Origin of the sequence: Paraburkholderia sediminicola (genome assembly GCF_046030555.1) — a bacterium.
GTDB classification, from domain to species: Bacteria; Pseudomonadota; Gammaproteobacteria; order Burkholderiales; family Burkholderiaceae; genus Paraburkholderia; species Paraburkholderia sediminicola_E.
This window is the reverse complement of record NZ_JAQQCH010000001.1, coordinates 161,854-182,917: the sequence shown is the minus strand read 5'-3', so window position 1 is coordinate 182,917 and position 21,064 is coordinate 161,854. Positions and strand designations below refer to the sequence as shown.

The following is a 21,064-nucleotide window of genomic DNA, read 5'->3' as shown; positions in this document are numbered from 1 at the left end:
AGGCTGATAAGCGACCGCGAGGGCCCGATAGGCGGCGCATAAGCGGTGCTTGGCAGCGCGTGTGCCAGGCCCCGCGCGCCGCTTTGCTTGTGGCAGGCCTTGTGACACGGCACAATTGCATCTCCCTTGCCAGACGCTGCGCCTGCCCATGCCGTTTAATTTCCCGATTTTCCTGACCTGGCTGCGGATCGTCCTGATTCCGCTCGTCGTCGGCGTGTTTTATTTGCCTGACATGATGATGAGCCCGGCACACCGTAATCTCGCGGCCGCGACGATTTTCATTCTGGCCGCGCTCACCGACTGGTTCGACGGCTTTCTGGCCCGAAAATGGAATCAGACCTCGGCGTTCGGCGCGTTTCTCGATCCGGTTGCCGACAAGCTGATGGTGACGGCTGCGTTGCTGGTGCTCGTGCAACTCGCGCGGATCGATTCGGCGATTGCGCTGGTGATCGTCGGACGCGAGATTGCAATCTCGGCGCTGCGCGAATGGATGGCGCAGATCGGCGCATCGAAGAGCGTCGCGGTGAATTCGCTCGGCAAGTTCAAGACCGTGTGCCAGATGGTCGCGATTCCGATGCTGCTGTTCTACGGGCCGTTGCCGTTCGGCGGCGGTGTCTATGTCGATACGCGTGTTTGGGGCCTGTGGCTGATCTATCTGGCCGCGTTCCTCACGATCTGGTCGATGCTCTATTACATGAAACTCGCGTGGCCGCAGATCCGCGAGCGGGGCGGCGTTGCCTGATTGGAAAACGATCGAGGGACAACGCCGGACGGCCGAAGCGTGTCAGAGCATTTCCGAAGCATGAGTGAAATCTTTTCAGTTAAAGACATTCGCAAAAGGGGTTGACACGTTTCGGTCGATTCTCCATAATCTCGTTTCTCCGATGCACGCAGTTTGAGACGTCGGTGGCAGTAAGAGTGTAGTTGCGGTAACAAGGCAGTAGTTAGCAGGCAAAAGCAGCACAATGCGGGAGTAGCTCAGTTGGTAGAGCGCAACCTTGCCAAGGTTGAGGTCGCGAGTTCGAGCCTCGTCTCCCGCTCCAAATTTTGAAGCAACGCGTTGTTTGGCGAAGTAAAAGTGCAAGGCGTTGTGAAGTAGGGCAATGCGGGAGTAGCTCAGTTGGTAGAGCGCAACCTTGCCAAGGTTGAGGTCGCGAGTTCGAGCCTCGTCTCCCGCTCCATACATAAGGGGAAGCAACGCTTCCCTTTTTGTTTGGTGGGCCGGTCCTTACGGTTGCCCGCCAGACAAATCTGAGAATCTGCAGCTAGGTTCCAGTCCGCTTGCGGCGCGATAGCAAAGCGGTTATGCAGCGGCCTGCAAAGCCGTTTAGGCCGGTTCGACTCCGGCTCGCGCCTCCAGTAGTTGATGTGAAGAAAAGCCCCGACTTGTCGGGGCTTTTCTTTTTTGTGCGTCGTCGTGAAGCACGGAATGATCGGAATGCGTGCGATTAAACTGTCAGCTTTTGCTGAGTAAGAAAAAGCCCCTAACGCCGGGGCTTTTTTCTAATACCTGCTTACTGTGAAACTGGCCGGGCATGCATATTCCAAACCTCGAACGCCGCTCCTTCTACTTGTGCCTGATTTACGCGCTCTGCCTCTGCGGCGCCACCTGGACACATCTGCAGGTGGCTCTCGTCCACGGGCTGTGGTGGGACTACGGCGGCGCCGCGCCGCTGACGCGCATCTACTGGACGTCATTGCTCTTCATTGATCCGCTAACCGCTCTGCTACTGCTGTTGCGTCCGCGAGCAGGACTGATCCTCTGCGTCGCCGTCATTGCGACAGACGTGGTGCACAATTCATGGTTCGCGCTGCATCATCCGATCCGCCTGGACCTGTATCTTTCGCAGATTGTCTTCCTGCTGTTCGCCGCGTTCACGGTGCGGACCGCCTGGCGAGGTGCCGCGAGCCGGTCCGCCGCGCTGCGCACCGTCGATTGAATAGTCCGATTGCCTCTTTGCGCAATTGTCCGTCCCACGAGGCTGCATGTATCTACAACTCACCGGCACCAACATCCGCCTGCTCGGCTCAATGCATCTGTTTCCGGCGACAAGCCGCAGAACGCCGCCATGGATCGCCGAAGCGTACGACTGGGCTGAATCGCTGGTCTTCGAATCCGATCCGCCGACGATCCTGCCGTTTCTGAAGACTCACCCACTGGGCGGTGCCAACGCGTTGCAGCCCTTGCTCCCCGCCGACGCCTGGAACCAGCTGCAAGCTGCGTGGCCCGCGGAGGGTCCGTTGGCGCCGCTCGTCGATCTGCGTCCGTGGGCCGCGCTGATTGTCGCGCCGACCCTGTTCCAGCAGGTCGTCGAAGGCGTCGAGCCGCGCATGCTGCGCTCGGCGCTGACGCAAGCGAAACCGTACCAGTATCTTGAGACCGCGCAGGACGTGGCGGCATCGCTCGAGTCGATTCCGCTCGAAGCGGTCGGCACCGCGCTCGGCATGCTGATGTCCGATCTCGCCGAGCCGCAGCGTACGCTGGAGCGGATGCACGCCGCCTGGCTAAATGGTGATCTGCCGGCCGTGCATCAGATCGCCGTCGAATCGCCGATGTTCAACCTGCCCGGCATCCGCCACGCCATTCTCGATGCCCGCAATCGGGCGTGGGCGACGCGCCTGACGGCGTTGCTCGGCCGACCGGAACGGACATTGGTGGTGGTCGGCGCGCTCCATTTGTGCGGGCCCGGTAACCTGATCGAATGTCTCGCACAGCCTGTCGAGCCGGTATTTGACGCGCCGTAGCCTAAGGCCGCCACGCGCGGCATAATCCCGCATTGCCGCCGCCCCTTAAGGCGCGCCTCTTTTGAAGACTTTCCATGACTGATCCGCAGCAAACCGCCGCCACGCGACTGGCGCAACTCGAATGGCGCTGGAAAGCGTTCGACGACCTCACGACCGCCGAAGTCTATGCAATGCTGGCGGCTCGCAGCGCGGTGTTCGTCGTCGAGCAGAACTGCGTGTATGGCGATATCGACGGGCTTGATTCAGATGCCTGGCACCTGTTCGCCTTTGGTCCCGGCGAAGCATCCAGCAACAGGCGCCCACCGCTCGCGGGCTATCTGCGCGTGCTGCTGCCCGACGCTGACGACACCGATATCCGCATCGGCCGCGTACTGACAACAGTGGAATTCCGCGGTATCGGCCTTGGCAACGCGATGCTCGAGCGCTCGCTTGCGCATATCCGCTCGCAGTGGCCCGGTACGCCGATTCGTTTGCATGCGCAGGCGCATCTGCAAGGCTTCTACGGCGCATTCGGCTTTACGCCGGTGTCGGCGATACACGAAGAGGACGGCATCCCGCACGTGTGGATGCGTTCGGCCTAAGCCACGCTGCAACCAGGCTCGGCGCGTGCGCGCCGACCGGCTTCAAACGCAGCGACTTCAATCGATTCGAGATTTTCAGTGGTGGCTGCTCGCAGGCGCTGACGCGGTTTGCGCCACGCCTTGCGTCGCCTTTGCGCGCCGCTCGTTGCGCAGACGTCCGCGTGCCGACAGCCGCATCCAGTGACGCAATGCCACCAGCGCACCGATTACGCTCATCATCGAGCCCGGAATCCATAGCAACAGCCCACCGATCTGCTGATCGCGCATCGGGCTCAGCCATGTGAAGGCACGGCCGCAGATCGAGTAGATCGGATACAGCTCATGCGGCGTAAAGAAGATAAACGCGCCAAGGATAATCTGCGGCGGAATCGCGGCGATCACCACCAGCACGCGCTTGCCGGGCGACAAACGCGCCGGCGGCGCTGGCCGCGGATCGAGCACGAGCCACCAGAACAGCAGGCCGTCGATCACCATGCTCCAGTTCATCACGCGATAAAGCCGCCAGTCGAGCATCGCCACGAAATGGATCGGCGACATCAGCCAGAAGTAGATCAGCCCGACGAACAACGTGACGGCGACCACCGGATGCATCACCACGTCGAGCAGCTTGCGTATCACCGGGGTTTCCAGCGCAGGCCTGACGAAGCGCTGCCGCCAGCTGAAGGGAATGCCCGCGCGCAACGCGGCGCCCGGATAGGAGAGCGCGATAAAGAACGGCCCAAGATGATGCAGCACCAGATGCTGCGCGCGATGCATGAAGAACTCATGCTCGAAGAAATAATCGAGCCGCGTATGCAGTGCGACATACAACGCGACCAGCCCGAACCAGAAGGAAATGCGTCGGGGAATCGACACCTTCGCCTTGTGCGCGCCGCGCACGAAAAGGATCGCCGGCACCAGCAAGGCGATCACGACGGTCGGCGAAAACTCCCAGGGATCGAGCCAGTAGAGCAGGTTCATCGCAGGGCGTTACTTGGTCTGGGCGGGTGACTTGACGGCGAATGGCGTATCGAGCGTTTCGCCGTCGGAGAACTTCAGCGTGAGATGCACGGTGTCGCCCGGTGCGACCTTGTGCTTCGCGTCTTCGAGCATCACGTGATAGCCGCCTGGCGCAATCGCTACCTGGCCGTGCGCGGGTACCGTCAGCTTGTCGACCATCACCATCTTTTGCGTCGAACCGTTCGATACGGTCTGATGCAGCATTGCGTCGCCGTAGTCGTTGCTGGAAATATCGACGAGGTCGACCGGCTTGTCGCTCGCGTTCACCAGCGTCACGTAGCCGGCGGCGGGGAGGTTGTTCGGCAACCAGCGTACCCACGCGTCCTTGACGCTGATCGCCTGAGCGCCGGCGGCGTTCGCGATCGGGGCAAAACCGAACGAGAGGGCGACGGTGCAGCTCAGTGCGGCGAGAGTTTTGATCTTGATCGACATGGATGAACTCAGGAAAGGTCAGGAACGGTCATCAATGATACGGCGCAGGTCCTGTGCGATCGTATCGGGGGTATCGTGATCGGTGGCGAGCAGGCGCGCATGGCCTTGCGGGTCGAACACGTAGACGGCCGAGCTATGGGTGACTTCGTAGTTGCCGCTGGGGTCGCGCTTTTCCATCTGATAGGCAACCCGGTACCGCTTGGCGAGCGACTCGATCTGCCAGTTGGTGCCGGTCAGGCCTTCGGCGTGTTGCGAGTCGAAGGCGCCGACGTAGTCGTGCAGGGCTTTGGGCGTGTCGCGTGCAGGGTCGACGGTGATGAACAGGATGCGCACTTTTTGCGCATCCGGGCCGAGTTTGCCGAGTACCTGCATCAGACGGCCCATCGTTTCAGGGCAGACATCCGGACAATGTGTATAGCCAAAGTAGACGAGCGAGGTGCGGCCTTTAAACGAATCGCCGGTGACGGCGCGGCCGTCGTCGCCGGTCAGCGTGAAATCGAGGTCCGGCAGGTGACCGGTTACGTTGGTCAACTGGAACGGTTCGGCGCGATGCGTGCAGCCGGTCAGCGCCCCGAGCACGCCCACCACGACGGTCAGCGCGAACAGGCGCCCGGGCCACGAGCGTCGTGGCGTAACGAGGTTCAGCTGCTGATGGCGGGACGAGAGGACGGGGAACAAAGCAGGGTTCAATGACTCGATTGAATAGCGGCGCGTGACGCTGCCCGTGAATGGACGCAGCGTGGTTCGTGCAAAGCGCGCAGCCCGTCATAGTGTGCAAATATGGTCGTCACTGCAATGGTCTGCGTGGCTGCGACTGGACTGTATCGCAAAATGTCCGATGACGTCGTGCAGCGCCCGCGGGCGCGCGGTTTGCGAGGCAATTTGACGCAGGCGGCTGAAAGCTGGCTGAAGCCGGATTGTTCTCTTTTTGAACGCAATCGTGAGCGGCATCGGCCGGGTTGTCCGGCCAGGCTTGTGTCCTGGCTTACTTTCTCGAAAAATTGACGGATGCGCGGTAAGATGCGCACACTTTTCCGGCCGCAGAAGGCTGAAAGGCAAAATTAACCGATGCAAGCACTTCCGGCTGTTCTGTCTCCGAGCGAGACGGCATTTTTCTTCGACTTCGACGGTACGCTCGTCGAACTCGCGCCCACGCCGGACGGCGTGCTGGTGCAACCGCGCGTGAGCGCGTTACTGAGCGAGTTGCGCAGTCTCACGAACGGTGCGGTCGCGATCGTGTCGGGTCGCGGCATTGACAGCATCGACGGTTTTCTCGGCATGCCCGATCTGCCGATCGCCGGTCTGCACGGCGCCGAACGGCGCGACGCGAACGGCGACACGCAGCGCATCGGGTTTCACGACGAGCGCCTGTTGCGCATGGAGCAAGTGCTCGCGCAGGTCGTCAACGAACATCCCGGCATGCTGCTCGAGATCAAAGGCGCGGCGCTGGCGCTGCACTATCGCAACGCGCCCGACCGCGAGCCGGTGGCGCGCGAGGCGACCGAGCGGCTGGTTGCCGATTACCCCGGCTCGTATGTGTTGCAGCCGGGCAAGATGGTCTACGAAATCAAGCCGAAAGATGTCGACAAGGGTCGCGCGATGCGCGCGTTCCTGGAAGAGCCGCCGTTTGTCGGCCGTACGCCGGTGTTTGCGGGTGACGATCTGACTGACGAGAAAGGCTTTGCCATCGTCAATGAGCGCGGTGGCCTGTCGATCAAGGTGGGTGCGGGCGATACGATGGCGCATACCCGGGTCGACTCGGTAACGGCGCTGCTCGACTGGTTGGAATCGATTGTCGCGGCCGCGCGCGGCGCGTGATGGTCAGGCCGTATCGTTCAACGTACATGACTTACTGCATCGGGAACCGCGCTTCATGAGCCGACTGATCATCGTATCGAACCGGGTCGCACCTATTTCGGAAGGCGGTCCGGCCGCGGGCGGTCTGGCGGTTGGCGTGTACGACGCGCTGAAGGAAACCGGCGGCATGTGGTTCGGCTGGAGTGGCGACGTGCTCAGCTCGGGTCAGCCGCAAATCAAGGTCGAAGAGCGCGGGCCGGTGACCTTCGCGACCATCGCGCTGATGCGCCGCGACTACGACCAGTACTACCGCGGTTTCTCGAACGCCACACTGTGGCCCGCGTTCCACTATCGCGCCGATCTGCTGCAGTACGACCGGCATGACTTCGAAGGCTATTGCCGCGTCAATGCGTGGCTTGCCCAGCAACTCGTACCGCTACTACGCGAAGACGACGTGATCTGGGTCCACGACTATCACCTGATCCCATTCGCCGAGGCGTTACGCGCTGCCGGCGTGAAGAATCGCATCGGCTTCTTTCTGCATATTCCGTTTCCGGCTTCGCAGGTGTTGCTGGCGGTGCCGCCGCATCGTGAGCTGGTTAAAGCGCTGTGTTCGTTCGATCTGCTCGGTTTTCAGACCGCGCCGGATTTGCGGGCGTTCTGCGATTACATCGTCAACGAGGCCAACGGCACGGTCGACGTGTCGGCCCGCGGCCCGCTGAGCGTCCATGCATTCGGTCGCACCTTGCGCGCGGCGGCTTATCCGATCGGCGTTTATCCGGACGAAATCGCCGAGCTCGCGAAAGCGGGCGAGCGCGGCAAGCCGGTGCGCACCATGAAGACGGCGCTGCATTCGCGCAAGCTGATCATGAGCGTGGACCGCCTCGATTATTCGAAGGGGCTGGTCGAGCGTTTTCGTGCATTCGAGCGGTTGCTGGAACACTTCACCGCGCAACGCAACAAGGTGTCGTTCCTGCAAATCGCGCCACCAACGCGGGCCGACATGCACGCCTATCAGGACATCCGCCTGCAACTCGAAGGGGAGTCGGGGCGTATCAATGGCCGCTTCGCCGAGTTGGATTGGACGCCGATTCTCTACATCCACAAGCAGTACGAGCGTTCGGTGCTTGCCGCGCTGTTTCGTACGGCGCATGTCGGCTATGTCACGCCGTTGCGCGACGGTATGAACCTCGTCGCCAAGGAGTATGTGTCGGCGCAGGATCCGGACAATCCGGGCGTGCTCGTGCTGTCACGCTTTGCCGGCGCCGCGCAGGAACTGGATGGCGCATTGATCGTGAATCCGGTGGATATCGACGGTATGGCCGAGGCGCTTGCCAACGCGCTGGAAATGCCGCTTGCGGAGCGTCAGGCGCGTCATCGCGACATGATGGTGCAACTGCGCGAGAACAATGTGTCGGTGTGGCGCGATAACTTCATGCGCGATCTTCAGAGCGTCGATGGTGCGCGGAGCACCAGAACTGTGAAGGTGCGTGCTGGATCGGGCAAGAAAACTGCGCGCGAAACTTTGGCCGGATAGGCGGTGATTCAGGCCGATTACAAGTGCCCGGGAAAACAGAAAAGCCGCTGAAAAGCGGCTTTTCTGTTTGTTGCTGAAGTAGCGGAGGGCGTTGCTTAGACCACGTGCTGCTCGTCCACCTTCTTGCCGCCGACATGCAACGTCGTGCCTTTGCCGTACTGCTTCGAAAGCAGATCGCGATACAGGCCTGGGCGCTGGCGCAACTCTTCGGGACTGCCGTCGTCGATCACCTTGCCCTGGCTCATCACGATGATCCGGTCAAAGTTATTCAGCGTCGACAACCGGTGCGCGATTGCAATCACCGTGCGGCCTACCATCAGCCGGTCGAGCGCCTTCTGGATCGCTTCTTCCGATGCGCTGTCGAGCGCCGAAGTGGCTTCGTCGAGCAGCAGGATCGGCGCGTTCTTCAGGATCGCGCGCGCAATCGCGATCCGCTGGCGCTGTCCGCCGGACAGCTTGACCCCACGGTCGCCGACGATCGTGTCGAACCCTTCCGGCATGGCTTCGATGAAATCGCTGCAGCGGGCTTCGCGCGCGGCAGCGATCACTTCTTCCCGGCTCGCTTCAGGGCGGCCATAAGCGATGTTCTCGTACACCGTGCGATGGAACAGCGAGATATCCTGGGGCACCAGCGCAATTGTATGGCGCAGGCTGTCCTGGGTGATCGTGGCGATGTCCTGGCCGTCGATCTTGATTGCACCGCCCTGCGTCTCGTAGAAACGCTGCAGCAGCGCCAGCACGGTGGATTTGCCCGCGCCCGACTTGCCGATCAGGCCGACTCGCTGGCCCGGCTGGATATGCAGATCGAAGTGATCGAGAATCGGCCGGCGGCGTGGGTAGGCAAACGTCACCGCTTCAAAATCGACCCGACCGCCTTGCGGCACGAGTTCGGTGGCGCCGTCGCGGTCCGGCATGCCGTGCGGCTCGAGCAGGGTGCGAACGGCCTCCGCGAGCCGCGCGACGTGCTGCGTGACGTCGACCAGCGCCACCGCCAGATCGCGCGTGCCGTGCAGAATCGTGAAGCCGAGCGAGCTGACCAGCACGATGTCGCCAGAGGTCGCCTTGCCTTGATCCCACAGCCACAGCGCCCAGCCGAGCAAGCCCGCCGACAGCAGTGCGGTAATCACGGCATGCAGCAGGCGCAGCTTTTCCAGATAAAGCAGGCTCTGCTGGCGCGCTTCCATTTCCGCTTTGACGGTCGCGCCGAAACGCTGCTGTTCGCGAAACGTCATGCCGAAGGCGCGCACGAGGCCCATGTTGCTGATCACGTCGACCAGCTCGCCGTCCACCGACGCGGCTTTCGTGGCGAAATGGTGATGCCGCGCCGAGCCACGCCCGGCGAGTTTGTAGAGCACGACCGACAGAATGGCTGAGCACAGCATCAGGCCGCCCGCCATCAGCGGATTCACGGCGATGATCATGACAATGGCGCCGAGCACCGCGATACAAGGCGGCAACACGTTCCAGGCGGTGGTGTTTTCGGCGGTGTAAACCGCATTCGACGTTGCCGTGATGCGGCTCGCCAGCATGCCCGGCTGTTTCTCCGAATAGTAAGTCGGCGAGTGGCCGCTCAAATACTGGAACAGGTCGCGCCGCAAGTCGCCCGTGACAGCGACGAACGTATGCGCGGCAACCCAGCCGCCGACCCGCCAAAGCATGTTGTCGGCGGCGATCAGGCCGACCAGGATGGCGAACGCGCCCCACAGCGGACCGGGATGATGCCGGCCTTCGCCTAGCACGTCGATCAGATGCTTGATCGCGTATTGCGAAGCGAGCGCACAGCCCACGGCCGCAAACACGCTGCATAGGACGATCGCATGCGCGAGCGGATGGCGGCGGATAAAGCGGAAAAGAAACGCAAGTGGCCTATGCGCATAGCTCGCAAGCTTTGCGTTCTCGGCATTACGCTGGGCGATGGTTAAGTGTTCCAATTGATCGTGAGGTTTGGTGTGTTCAGGTTGTGCATGCAAGGCATGGGCCACAGCAAAAGCTTTCGCCGCGAAGCCGATGCTTCGCATTGTAAACATGCAAAAGCGATTGCGCCCTGTGTATCCGGGCAATGGCGCGACTGATTTCGCGATAGACGACCGCGACCTACTGTTGCTCGACCCGCCAATGAAGCGGTGGTTCACGCAGGTTGCGGAATATTTCGGGATATAATTACAAATTGCATTCAACTGCGGTGCGGCAATTCTTCAATGCCTGCCGGCAAAGTTGACACAGGAGCTTACAGCTGCCGCCTTCGGGTCAGCGTTGCAAGTCAGTTGCTACTGTAGAACTGTCTTATAAAACAAGGGTTTGTAAAGTGTTTCACCTTTGTAACAACGTAAAGACTTTGAAATGTTGTGGTGCAGCGAGATGCCCGGCACCGATAATGCATGCTTTGTTGGCCCACCGAAATTTCTGACAGTTTGTCAACGTAGGTGCCATGTGTGCGTTTACCGGCACATGCGCAGACAGCGAACAGCTGAACTGGGCTCACTACCCAAGCGATCCATCGCAGGATTTCTCGAAAGAATCAGGCCCGCGCCGGCATATCCGGCCAGACTGCCCTGGCGAGCAAGCGAGTCGCTTTTACCAAACGCAGTATTTTTGCCTGATTTTTTACGAGGAGTTCTTCATTATGCGAATCGCTCAAATCGCTCCCTTGCACGAGGCGGTTCCTCCCAAGCTTTACGGTGGTACGGAACGCGTAGTGTCCAACTTGACCGAAGCGCTGGTTGAGCAGGGCCATGACGTTACGCTTTTCGCAAGCGGCGATTCGCAAACCTCGGCGAAACTCGAAGCCTTCTGGCCGCAGGCGCTGCGCCTCGACCCGACCATCCGCGACGTGATGGCACCGCACATGCTGCTGCTCGAAGAAGTGCGCCGCCGCGCGGACGAATTCGACGTGCTGCATTTCCACATCGATTACTACCCGTTCTCGCTGTTCGCCCGCCAGCCGGTGCCGTTCCTGACCACGCTGCACGGCCGTCTCGATTTGCCGGAACTGCAACCGATCTTCAATACGTTCAGCGACGTGCCGGTGGTGTCGATTTCGGACAACCAGCGCATCCCGCTGCAACAGGCGAACTGGCTGCAAACCGTTTATCACGGTCTGCCGGAAAACGTGCTCACGCCGATCAAGGACGTCGAGCCGGGCTACCTCGCATTCCTCGGCCGCGTCTCGCCGGAGAAGGGTCTCGACCGCGCGATCCGCATCGCCGGCCAGGCAGGCATGAAGCTCAAGGTCGCCGCCAAGATCGACAAGGCCGACCGTGCCTATTACGAAGAAGTGATCAAGCCGCTGATGGCGCTCCCGCACGTCGAATACATTGGCGAAATCGGCGAAGCCGAAAAGCGTGAATTTCTCGGCAACGCGCATGCACTGGTGTTCCCGATCGACTGGCCGGAGCCCTTCGGTCTGGTGATGATCGAAGCCATGGCGTGCGGTACGCCGGTCGTCGCGTTCAATCGCGGTTCGGTGCCGGAAGTGATCGAAAACGGCGTGTCGGGTTTCGTCGTGGAAGACGAAATCAGCGCGGTTGCCGCTGTGAAGCGTCTGCACACGCTGCCGCGTGCCAAGGTGCGTGCGGCGTTTGAATCGCGTTTCTCGTCGAAGGTCATGGCGCAAAACTACGTCGCCACCTACGAAGAGCTGCTGCGTCAGAAGCATCGCACGGTGCTGCGCGAAGTCAACGCCAGCTAATGTGCGGTAAGTAAAGGCAGTCGGGTCAGCCTTGCTGGAGCGCTTTCGGCGCTTCCAGCTCGGCACCCCCAGCTCGGCGCCCCCAGCGATCAGATGGTCCGGCTGCGCCCCAGGAACGCCCCGCGTGCATGTTGCTCACGGGGCGTTGTTGCATGAGCGCCGCGTTTTGGCGCGTCAGCGGCAGAAAGAACGGTTTTGGGACCGGCAAGCATGAGCCTGTCTCCGTAATATCCCTATAATGGCCGTGCCGCAAATTGGCTGCGGCGCCGCCGACGACAGGAGGATGCCTTGGCGAGAACGAAAGAGACGCGTGCGACCGCGGCGCCCGGCGCCGGAACGATTTTCGCGCTGCGCGCTATCGGTCTCGTGCTCCTCGCTCGCTGGCTTTTTTCGATGGCGCAGATGGACCTGGGCTCGTCGCTGTCGGCGATGGCGTCCTCGCCGTGGGCGTGCGTCAACCTGGTGTTCCTATTCCTGCTGATCTTCCTGCCGGGCGCGCGTGCCGTGGCCGAGCGTCCGTTGCATCCGTTGCCGCAATGGCTGCGGCAAGCGCTGCGCCTGTTTGCTTTCCTCGGATTCCTGTTTGCGGTCTGGTCGGTCGGCGCGTTTGCGGCGAGCGCCGGTTGGCGGCGTGCCGCGCAGGCGGTGGCGGCCACCAACGGCTGGCTGTTGGCGGCACCGGCGTTGTACGCGGCAGTTGTGTGGATTTGCCGGCCGCGCGCACTGTGGCGAACCAATATCGCCGCGCGACGCTTTGCGATTGGCCGCTATGCGGTCGCGCTCGATCCGGCCACACGTACCGTGATCGTTTGGGCCGAGCGTCGCAAGGTGGGGCAGTACGATGCCCGCGAATTGTCCGTGCGATGGGCGGCGGGTCAAGGCGGGAGCGCGAGGCCGACACCGGCTCCCACGGTGGCGTTCGGTGTCGCCGGTGAGCCGGGTGGGCCCGCTGCGCCGCTCAGCTCGGCAGGCGCGCCTGCGCTGGCTCGCAGTGGTTTCGGCCGACGTCCGAAAATCGAATTGCTGTGGGATTCGCCGGCTGCGGCAGGCCACAATCGGCAGACCGTGTTTCGCACCGCACTGACTACCGAGGGCGATCGGGTCGCGGCGCGCGCGCTCGACACGTCGTTGCAGCAAGTCTGAATCTGCCGCATTGTTCAGTCGGACACGTGTGGCGGTTGAAGCCGGCGTCGGGTTGAAGCCGGCGTCGTAAAGTGAGCTGTAGTCGATAATAATGAGAAGAAGTGCCGCCCGGCGTTTCCAGTGGGCGAGTGGAACATACGTCGATCGTATTGCGTCGTTTGCAGGAGTCGCTATGCTGGTTCGCTGGTTGCTTGCCGCCCTTCATCTGCTAGCTTATGGCTTTGCCCTCGCGTCGATTCTCCGGCGCACCTGGGCGCTGCGGCGAGCCAGCGTGCCCGCTGCGTTGCGATCCGTATTTCGTGCCGACACGAGATGGGGTATTTCGGCGTTGGTGCTGATCGTCACCGGTCTGATGCGCGCCTTCGGCGGTTTCGAAAAGGGCGCCGACTATTACCTGCATGAGCCGCTCTTTCACGTCAAGATGACGTTGCTCGTGCTGATACTCATCCTCGAAGTTCCGTCAATGCTCGCGCTGATGCGTTGGCGCGCCTCAATCAGAAAAGGCGCCCCGCCCGATTTGCGAAAAGCGCGTTTGTATGCGCATCTCAGCGTAATCCAGACGGTGCTGCTGGTGTTGATGGTGTTCGCGGCTACCGGTATGGCGCGCGGTATCGGACTGCCTGCGGGCGTGGTCTAGTCGCGCGTTGAAACGCTGGGCGGTTCGATTGCGTTCGTCGTTGCATTGGACGGCGACGCGCCGAACACATGCAGTACCGTCAATTGGCTTGCGCGACGAACGTCGTGGGTGAACGAAGGAGGGCGTGCGTAACGCCAGCAGAAAACGCCTCTTACCGGCGGCTTCTGCGTGACGCTCCGCACGCTTGCAGCAATTTACTTCTCTACCACCAGGCTTGAATCATCGAGCCGATTCGCCTTCGCGCCGTCGGTCTTGTGCTTACCCTCCGAATCGCTCAAGCCCTTTATCAACTCCAGTGCCTGACGTTCGAACAACCGCCTGTACAGGCCGTTCTCGAGTCTGATCAACGCCTCGTGACTGCCTTCCTCGATGACTTTGCCTTTGTCCAGCACCAGCAGCCTGTCCAGCGCTCGCACGGTGGAAAGACGGTGCGCCACCACCAACGTCGTGCGGCCGACCATCAGTCGCTCCATGGCGTGCTGGATCAGCACTTCGCTTTCGCTGTCGAGGCTCGAGGTCGCTTCGTCCAGAATCAGGATCGGCGCGTCCGCGAGAAACGCCCGTGCGATAGCCACGCGCTGACGTTCGCCACCTGAGAGCTTGATGCCCCGTTCACCCACCAGCGTGTCGTAGCCTTGAGGCAGTGTCGCAATAAAGTCGTGCGCACTGGCGAGCCGTGCGGCGCGTTCGATCTCAGCGCGGCTCGCGCCGGGACGTGCATAGGCGATGTTCTCCGCCAGCGAGCGGTGAAACAGCACCGGCTCCTGCTGAACGATCGCGATCTGGCTGCGCAACGACGCCTGCCGCACACGGGAAATGTCCTGCCCGTCGATCGTGATCCGGCCTTCGGAAATGTCGTACAGCCGCTGGATCAGTTTGATGAAAGTGGTCTTCCCAGAACCCGAATGCCCGACTAGCCCAACGCGTTCTCCCGGCGCGATACGCACGGAGAAGTTGTCATAGAGCGGCGCGGCTTTCGTACCGTAGTGGAAGGTCACGTGCTCGAAGCGAATCTCGCCTTTGCCGATCGCGATCGGGCCCGCGCCGAGGCGGTCCTCGATACCTAACGGCTGGTTTTCCAGCGATACCAGTTCTTCCATGTCGTTGACCGAACGCTGCAGGTTGCGGATGTGCATACCTACATCGCGCAGATAACCTTGCAGCATGAAGAACATCGTCAGCGCGAACGTGATGTCGCCAACGCTCGCTTCACCGCGCACCCACAACAGCAACGCGACACTGAGAATGGAGGCCTGGATTGCCACCAGCATGCCACCTTGCAAGCCGCCGTTGATCGTGCCGCGTGTCCACGTGCGGCGCGTGCGATGACGCCATTTGCCGATCACGCGCTCGAGCAGCACTTCTTCGCGCTCTTCGGCGCCGAACGCCTTCACCACGCCGTTGCAGCTGACGGCGTCAGCGAGGGCGCCGCCCATGCGCGTGTCCCACGCGTTAGCGAGACGAGCGGCGGGGGCAACGACGCCGAGCGACATGGCCACGGTTACCGCGATATACAGCACCGAGCCGATACCGACGACCGTGCCCATCATCGGCCAGTGCCAGCCGAGCAGCACCGTTGCGCCGACCAGCATGGTCAGCGACGGCAACAGCGCGACCAGCAGCGTGTCGTTGAGCAGATCGAGCGCCCACATGCCGCGCGTGATCTTGCGCACGGTGGATCCGGCGAAGCTGTTGGCGTGCCAGTCCGTCGAAAAGCGTTGCACGCGATGAAACGCATTCGCAGCGATGTCGCTCATCATCTTGAGGGTCAGCCTGATGAGGTTGAAGAACACGCACTGGAGAAGCAGCGTGGCGCCGAGCCCAAGCGCGCCCAGCACGCAGAAGGCAGTAATCGCAGCGTGCCACGCGACGGCGTCGCCGGCCGAGCCGGATGCGATCGCGTCGACAAGCCGTCCGGCGAACATGGGCGTGAATATGTCCGCCAATGCCGAGAGCAGCGCCAGCGCGGCAATTGCGAAGATGCGCCGAGGCTGTTTGGCCCAGTGACGGAAGGTGAAGCCGAGGACATCCCTGAAGGCTTGTCCGCGAAAGTCGAGTTTTTTTCTAGTCATTTGCCACGACCCGGTGGCGCGCGAGCGCACCGAGGTTCCAGTCAGAAAGCGAAAGGAAGAGACAGCCAAGCAAGTCGGGATGTGTCGTCGACAACGATGCCGGCAACGAGACTACGGACTGTCTGGAATTTGCGCGGACCGCCTGTTCAGGCAGAACCGCGTGAGCGACGACGCGACGAACTTAAAGTCGCGAGAATGGTCGAGAGACCATCCCAGGGACGACGATATGCACTGCGAACATGTGACGCCTCCCTGTAGTCGAATGCGGTGGTGAAAGTAGACGGGGCGAGTGCCCGAGAACTGACTATATCAGCAGTATTTGGCGACTGCAATCGTACGAAAGTTCGGTGTTGACTTCGACGCGGGGCAGGCTCAAGCGCATTTCAGTGCACCCGTGCGCGATCAATCCGGCGCATGCCTGCGTGGATGCAAAATGAATGCAAAAACAAAAAGCCCTCGACTTACGTTCGAGGGCTTTCTCTTGCGGTTCTTCGGGAACCAGCGAATCTGGTGGGTGGTACAGGGATTGAACCTGTGACCCCTGCCGTGTGAAGGCAGTGCTCTACCGCTGAGCTAACCACCCGAAGAGAACCGAATTATGTCAGGGTTTTTTAAGCTCGTAAAGTACTTTTTAAGCGATTTGCTCATCCGCGGCCGGTGCGGGTTCGAGGCGCCACACGCTTGTGCCTTTGACTGCTTTGTCGAGGCCGTCGAGCACCGCCTGATGTTCGGCGACCTCGTCGTCGCTCGCGGCAACCACGACCAGATTCAGCGAATCGATCGCGATGCGCGGCGCGTGCGCATCGCCGCCACCATGCGAATCACCGAGCATGTCAATGACGAGACTTTCCTGGCCGCGTGTCATCGCCAGATAAACCTCGGCGAGCAATTCGGAGTCGAGCAGCGCGCCGTGCAGGGTGCGGTGCGCGTTGCTGATGCCGAAGCGATCGCACAGCGCGTCGAGTGAATTGCGCTTGCCAGGGAACATCTGCTTGGCGCGCGCGAGCGTATCGATGATCTCGCCGCAGTAGGTTTTCACCGGCGGCAAACCCAGCAGCGCAAATTCGGCATCGAGAAAGCCGATGTCGAACGGCGCGTTGTGAATGATCAGTTCCGCGTCCTGAATGAAGTCGCGAATCTGATCGGCGATCTCGGCGAACTTTGGCTTGTCGCTCAGGAATTCGGTGGTCAGCCCGTGGACCGCCAGTGCGCCCGGATCGCTCTCGCGTTCCGGGTTGATGTAGAAGTGCAGGTTGTTGCCCGTGAGCCGGCGGTTCACCATTTCGACGCAACCGAGTTCAAGGATCCGGTCGCCGGTTCGTGCATTCAGGCCGGTGGTTTCGGTATCGAGGATGAGTTGACGCATGTCGGATTAACCTGCTCTAAAAAAATCAGCAAAAAAGAAAGGCGCGCACGTTAGTGTCGCGGCGGGCAGCACAGCACGCATCATATTGCTGCGAGTGACGCGACACCGCGATTGGCCAGTTGATCCGCGCGTTCGTTTTCCGGGTGGCCGTTGTGACCGCGTACCCAGCGCCATTCGATTTCATGCTGCGCGACGAGCGCGTCGAGCCGCTTCCAGAGATCGGCGTTCTTCACCGGTTGCTTCGCCGCAGTGATCCAGCCTTTTTTCTTCCAGCCGTGAATCCACTCGCTGATGCCTTTCTGCACGTACTGCGAGTCGGTGTGCACGACGGCCTTGCAGGGGCGCTTGAGCGCCTCGAGCGCGGCGATCACGCCCATCAATTCCATGCGGTTGTTGGTGGTGTTGGGTTCACCGCCGAACAGTTCTTTTTCCTGGTCGCCGAAGCGCAGCAGCGCGCCCCAGCCGCCAGGGCCGGGATTGCCCTTGCAGGCGCCGTCGGTGTAAATATCGATGATGTCGGAAGTCATTGAGTGTGGTTGCGTGTATTCGGGGTGGCGGCGGGCGCGAGGCCCGCGGCGAGGACAGGTTTCTTCACTTTCAGCGGGCCGATGAGGCGCATGCCGGGCACGCGCTTGATCGCCTTGATCATGTACGTGGCGCCGAAAATCGGCCACCAGCGGTCGCCGGCGGCTTCCATGAAGCCATAGCGCGACAGCCATTGATCGCTGCCAAGCGGCGGACGATAGCAGCCGAAGCGCCCGCGTTCAAGGTCGAAACCCAGCAGCTTGATCCAGTCTTTCAGACGCGTGAAAGCGATCAGGTCGACTGCCGCGGGCACGAACGGCCGGCCGGTCATCTTGCCGACCGATTGGCGCGCGCCCCAGAGCGACAGTGAATTGAAGCCGAGAATGATCAGTTGGCCTTCGGGCATCAGCACACGCTCGGCTTCGCGCAGCAGCCGGTGCGGGTCGCTCGTGAATTCCAGCGTATGCGGCATCACGATGAGATCGACACTTTGTGCTTCGAACGGCAAGTCGAGCAGGTCGCACCAGACAGCGCTGCGTCCGGCCGGCGCCGACAAATCCGCGGGCCGACCATGGACGGCGCTGTTGCCCCAGCCATGCCCGGCACGCCCCAGGCCGCGCGGAAAAGTGTAGGGCGCGCTCGCGCCGCTCGCTGCGTCGAGCACGAGTCCGCGGCACGGCATGCGGTTTTCGCGCAGGGCGTCGAGCTGCGGCAGGCCGAGTTGCAGCGCATGGTAACCGAACACGTCCGACACCACGCGGTCGAGCTGGGTCTGTTCCCACTCGAGTACGTAGCGGCCGGGTGGCGAATCGGTCCAGGCAGGCCAGTCTATAATCGCTCGGTCAGTCATATCAGAGAATGCGTCGCCTATGAATGCGCTCGAGTACGTACCGGTCCCGGCGTTTGAAGACAATTACATCTGGGTCGTTTCCGACGGGCATCACGCGGTGGTCGTCGATCCGGGTGAAGCCGCTCCCGTGCACGCCTATCTGGCGAAACGGGGTTGGCGGCTGAGCGCTATTTTACTCACGCACCATCATCAAGACCATGTCGGTGGGGTGGCCGATCTGCTGAACGGCCAGGCCGTTCCCGTGTACGGCCCCGCCGGTGAAGCGATCCAGCACCTCACGCATCGTCTCAAAAACGGCGATCACGTGACGATTGCTGCGCCCGCACTCGAATTTGATGTGCTTGACGTGCCCGGTCACACGAGCGGTCATATCGCCTATTTTCAGGCGGCCGACCCGCGCGGTACGCCGCACGTGTTTTGTGGCGACACGCTGTTCGCGTGTGGCTGCGGCCGCCTGTTCGAAGGCACGCCCGCGCAGATGCTGGCGTCGCTGGATTCGCTTGCCGCGCTGCCCGGTGCGACCGAGGTTCACTGCGCGCACGAGTACACGTTGTCGAACATCCGCTTCGCGCTCGCCTGCGAGCCGGGCAACGTCGAACTGCAAGCCTGGCGTGACGCGGCGAGCGAATTGCGGGCGCGTCATGTGCCGACGCTGCCCACCACCATCGCCCACGAGCGCGCGGTGAATCCATTTTTGCGCGCGAGCAATCCAGCGATTCAAGCAACCCTGCAAGAGCAGCTGCACGAAAAAGTGCCTGATCGTTTAGCGGCATTTACGCTGATGCGCGAATGGAAAAACCGCTTCCGTTGACCCGTTCGGCATCAGGGTATTCCTCACGCGAAGAATCGCAAAAATTCGCCAAGCCTTAGATTTCCTTGATTTTTTTCGTAATTTTCCGATTGACGTAAACGTTGACGTTTCGTACTATCGGCTGCAAATTCCAGCCCTTGTGGAAACCGAGACGTTCATGAGATTTATCTTTAGTGCGTTGCTGGTCTTGACACTCGCCGCTTGCGCGAGTCAGGGACCGGCGACGAATAGCCCCACCACCGCCACAAACCCCGCCAGTCAGCAAGCCGTAGCCGACGCCCTTCGCAAGACAGCCACCGCCAAAGAGACGATTAACGTCGACCAAGGCTCGGTCGATCAACTGACGAGCGCGGACGCCGACCTTTGGGGTCGTATTCGCCGTGGTTTTCAAATGCCGGATCTGCAAACCGACCTCGTCGACATGCAGGTCAACTGGTATGCGCAACGCCCGGACTACGTGCAGCGCATGACCGAGCGCTCGCAGAAATACCTGTACCACATCGTCGAAGAGCTCGAAGCGCGCCATATGCCGACCGAGCTCGCCTTGCTGCCGTTCATCGAATCCGCGTACAGCCCGCAGGCGTTGTCGGTAGCGAAGGCCGCCGGCATGTGGCAGTTCATGCCGGGCACGGGCCGCACCTACAACCTCAAGCAGAACATGTGGCAGGACGAGCGCCGCGACGTGCTGGCCTCGACCAGCGCCGCGCTCGACTATCTGTCGCGTCTGCATGACATGTTCGGCGACTGGCAACTGGCGCTCGCCGCCTACAACTGGGGCGAGGGCAACGTGCAGCGCGCGATCGCGCGCAATGAAGCGGCGGGGCTGCCGACTGACTACCTCAGTCTGCGCATGCCGAACGAGACGCGCAACTACGTGCCCAAGCTGCAGGCGGTGAAGAACATCGTGATGAACCCGCAGATGTACGGGCTCACGCTGCCGTCGATTCCGAATCACCCGTACTTCGTGACGGTCACGACCTCGCACGATATCGACGTGGACATGGCGGCGAAACTCGCGAATCTCTCCACCGATGAATTCCGCTCGTTGAACCCCTCTTTCAGAAAGCCGGTGATTCTCGGCGCCACGCAGCCGCAGATCCTGCTGCCGTTCGACAACGCGAGCGCGTTCGAGCGCAATCTGAAGGCGTACTCCGGTTCGCTGTCGTCGTGGACCACGTACACGGTCACGGAGCGTGCTGCGCCGGCGGCGATCGCGCAGAAGATCGGTGTCGACGCCGACACGCTGATGGAAGTGAACAAGATTCCCGTCGGCATGCGTTTGAAACCAGGCTCGACGATCGTCGTGCCGCGTGGCTCGGACGACGACGAAGACATCAGCGCCGACGTCGCCGAAAGCGCGGTGCTGGCAATGGAGCCCGACGTCCCCGATACCCGCAAGATGCTGATCCGGGTGCGCCGCAATCAGTCAATGGCCGCGATCGCCGTGCGTTACGGTGTGTCGATCGGTCAGCTGAAGGCGTGGAATCGTACGCATCGCGATCAGGTTTCGCGCGGGCAGGTGATCGTGCTGCACGTGCCGGTCGGCAAGGCGATGCCGAGCGAACCCGGTCCGGAGCGCATCGCGACCGACGTGCAAGGCGGCGGTGTCGAGAAGATCGGGACCCGCGTCGCAGACACGAGGGGCGATTCGCGCTACGATAAGAAGAAGGGCCGTGGCCGCTCCGCCGTGGTGAAGGTGTCTGAGCCGGTGGGTAAAGCCAGTAAGCCGACAACGTCCGGCGCCAGCAAGGGCAAAGTGACGAAAGTGTCGGCTTCAACGTCCAGCAAGGCGTCGAAGGCCGCGGCAGATAGCCGCCAGAAGACCGCGGCCAACGCGAAGAAGGGTAAGTAGACCAAAAAGCGGCTCCACGGTAGTGACCA

At 61.6% G+C, this 21,064-nt stretch carries 19 protein-coding genes and 4 tRNA genes; 14 read left to right on the top strand and 9 right to left on the bottom strand.

The features are described 5' to 3' along the window. The first annotated feature begins 148 nt into the window (after positions 1-148). The 7 genes from pgsA (at position 149) to PQQ52_RS00815 (ending at position 3,326) form a co-directional block, all read left to right on the top strand. A complete protein-coding gene (pgsA, locus tag PQQ52_RS00845; protein ID WP_325046140.1) occupies positions 149-742 on the top strand; it encodes a CDP-diacylglycerol--glycerol-3-phosphate 3-phosphatidyltransferase in 594 nt (197 codons plus the stop codon). Between the two features lie 225 nt (positions 743-967). Next, positions 968-1,043, top strand: a tRNA-Gly gene (locus PQQ52_RS00840). A 62-nt stretch (positions 1,044-1,105) separates the two neighbouring features. Further along, a tRNA-Gly gene (locus PQQ52_RS00835) sits at positions 1,106-1,181 on the top strand. 104 nt (positions 1,182-1,285) lie between these two features. Further along, positions 1,286-1,359 (top strand) — tRNA-Cys (locus PQQ52_RS00830). 176 nt (positions 1,360-1,535) lie between these two features. Next, the gene (locus tag PQQ52_RS00825) at positions 1,536-1,940 is read left to right on the top strand and encodes a hypothetical protein (protein ID WP_408205966.1); all 405 of its coding nucleotides are present in this window, start codon (positions 1,536-1,538) and stop codon (positions 1,938-1,940) included. Between the two features lie 46 nt (positions 1,941-1,986). Then, entirely contained in the window at positions 1,987-2,745 is a 759-nt protein-coding gene (locus PQQ52_RS00820; RefSeq protein ID WP_408205964.1) for a TraB/GumN family protein, read from the top strand. Positions 2,746-2,819: 74 nt separating this feature from the next. Further along, on the top strand, positions 2,820-3,326 hold the full coding sequence (locus PQQ52_RS00815) for a GNAT family N-acetyltransferase (protein WP_408205962.1): 507 nt from the start codon (positions 2,820-2,822) through the stop codon (positions 3,324-3,326). A 75-nt stretch (positions 3,327-3,401) separates the two neighbouring features. Here the strand turns inward: PQQ52_RS00815 and PQQ52_RS00810 are convergent, their stop codons facing one another. The 3 genes from PQQ52_RS00810 to PQQ52_RS00800 are packed head-to-tail and all read right to left on the bottom strand — an operon-like array spanning position 3,402 to position 5,363. Then, positions 3,402-4,286, bottom strand: coding sequence for a cytochrome c oxidase assembly protein (locus PQQ52_RS00810; protein WP_408205960.1), 885 nt, complete (start codon positions 4,284-4,286; stop codon positions 3,402-3,404). A gap of 9 nt (positions 4,287-4,295) precedes the next feature. Then, on the bottom strand, positions 4,296-4,757 hold the full coding sequence (locus PQQ52_RS00805; RefSeq protein WP_408205958.1) for a copper chaperone PCu(A)C: 462 nt from the start codon (positions 4,755-4,757) through the stop codon (positions 4,296-4,298). 18 nt (positions 4,758-4,775) lie between these two features. After that, complete coding sequence (locus tag PQQ52_RS00800; protein WP_408206758.1) at positions 4,776-5,363, bottom strand: SCO family protein; 588 nt, start codon at positions 5,361-5,363, stop codon at positions 4,776-4,778. A 462-nt stretch (positions 5,364-5,825) separates the two neighbouring features. On the opposite strand from PQQ52_RS00800, the gene otsB reads away from it, so the two are divergent. Both otsB and otsA read left to right on the top strand, forming a co-directional pair. Beyond that, positions 5,826-6,575 carry a trehalose-phosphatase gene (gene otsB / locus PQQ52_RS00795; RefSeq protein WP_408205956.1) on the top strand — a complete coding sequence of 250 codons (750 nt, stop codon included), beginning with the start codon at positions 5,826-5,828 and terminating at the stop codon, positions 6,573-6,575. A 55-nt stretch (positions 6,576-6,630) separates the two neighbouring features. Further along, positions 6,631-8,091, top strand: coding sequence for an alpha,alpha-trehalose-phosphate synthase (UDP-forming) (gene otsA, locus PQQ52_RS00790; RefSeq protein ID WP_408205954.1), 1,461 nt, complete (start codon positions 6,631-6,633; stop codon positions 8,089-8,091). Between the two features lie 95 nt (positions 8,092-8,186). Here otsA and PQQ52_RS00785 read toward each other — a convergent pair whose 3' ends face one another. Beyond that, positions 8,187-10,022 carry an ABC transporter ATP-binding protein gene (locus tag PQQ52_RS00785; protein ID WP_408205952.1) on the bottom strand — a complete coding sequence of 612 codons (1,836 nt, stop codon included), beginning with the start codon at positions 10,020-10,022 and terminating at the stop codon, positions 8,187-8,189. Positions 10,023-10,714: 692 nt separating this feature from the next. On the opposite strand from PQQ52_RS00785, the gene PQQ52_RS00780 reads away from it, so the two are divergent. The 3 genes from PQQ52_RS00780 to PQQ52_RS00770 all read left to right on the top strand — a co-directional run bounded on the left by PQQ52_RS00780 (position 10,715) and on the right by PQQ52_RS00770 (position 13,559). Beyond that, the gene (locus PQQ52_RS00780) at positions 10,715-11,779 is read left to right on the top strand and encodes a glycosyltransferase family 4 protein (RefSeq protein WP_408205950.1); all 1,065 of its coding nucleotides are present in this window, start codon (positions 10,715-10,717) and stop codon (positions 11,777-11,779) included. Positions 11,780-12,067: 288 nt separating this feature from the next. Then, positions 12,068-12,922, top strand: a complete 855-nt coding sequence (locus tag PQQ52_RS00775; RefSeq protein WP_408205948.1) for a hypothetical protein — start codon at positions 12,068-12,070, stop codon at positions 12,920-12,922. A 172-nt stretch (positions 12,923-13,094) separates the two neighbouring features. Further along, positions 13,095-13,559 (top strand): DUF2214 family protein, encoded by a 465-nt coding sequence (locus tag PQQ52_RS00770; RefSeq protein WP_408205946.1) that lies wholly within the window; start codon positions 13,095-13,097, stop codon positions 13,557-13,559. A 194-nt stretch (positions 13,560-13,753) separates the two neighbouring features. On the opposite strand, the gene PQQ52_RS00765 is transcribed toward PQQ52_RS00770, so the two are convergent. The 5 genes from PQQ52_RS00765 to PQQ52_RS00745 all read right to left on the bottom strand — a co-directional run bounded on the left by PQQ52_RS00765 (position 13,754) and on the right by PQQ52_RS00745 (position 18,372). Next, positions 13,754-15,631, bottom strand: coding sequence for an ABC transporter ATP-binding protein (locus tag PQQ52_RS00765; RefSeq protein WP_408205944.1), 1,878 nt, complete (start codon positions 15,629-15,631; stop codon positions 13,754-13,756). Between the two features lie 508 nt (positions 15,632-16,139). Continuing rightward, positions 16,140-16,214 (bottom strand) — tRNA-Val (locus tag PQQ52_RS00760). Between the two features lie 48 nt (positions 16,215-16,262). Beyond that, entirely contained in the window at positions 16,263-16,997 is a 735-nt protein-coding gene (dnaQ, locus tag PQQ52_RS00755; RefSeq protein ID WP_408205942.1) for a DNA polymerase III subunit epsilon, read from the bottom strand. Positions 16,998-17,077: 80 nt separating this feature from the next. Further along, positions 17,078-17,524 (bottom strand): ribonuclease HI, encoded by a 447-nt coding sequence (gene rnhA, locus PQQ52_RS00750; protein ID WP_408205940.1) that lies wholly within the window; start codon positions 17,522-17,524, stop codon positions 17,078-17,080. Further along, positions 17,521-18,372, bottom strand: a complete 852-nt coding sequence (locus tag PQQ52_RS00745) for a class I SAM-dependent methyltransferase (protein ID WP_408205938.1) — start codon at positions 18,370-18,372, stop codon at positions 17,521-17,523. The genes rnhA and PQQ52_RS00745 overlap by 4 nt, the downstream gene beginning before the upstream one ends. 19 nt (positions 18,373-18,391) lie before the next feature. Between PQQ52_RS00745 and gloB the strand changes: the two genes are divergently transcribed. Together gloB and PQQ52_RS00735 are read left to right on the top strand one after the other, a co-directional pair. Beyond that, positions 18,392-19,183 carry a hydroxyacylglutathione hydrolase gene (gloB, locus tag PQQ52_RS00740; protein WP_408205936.1) on the top strand — a complete coding sequence of 264 codons (792 nt, stop codon included), beginning with the start codon at positions 18,392-18,394 and terminating at the stop codon, positions 19,181-19,183. A gap of 157 nt (positions 19,184-19,340) precedes the next feature. After that, a complete protein-coding gene (locus PQQ52_RS00735) occupies positions 19,341-21,035 on the top strand; it encodes a transglycosylase SLT domain-containing protein (RefSeq protein ID WP_408205934.1) in 1,695 nt (564 codons plus the stop codon). The last annotated feature ends 29 nt before the right edge of the window (positions 21,036-21,064 follow it).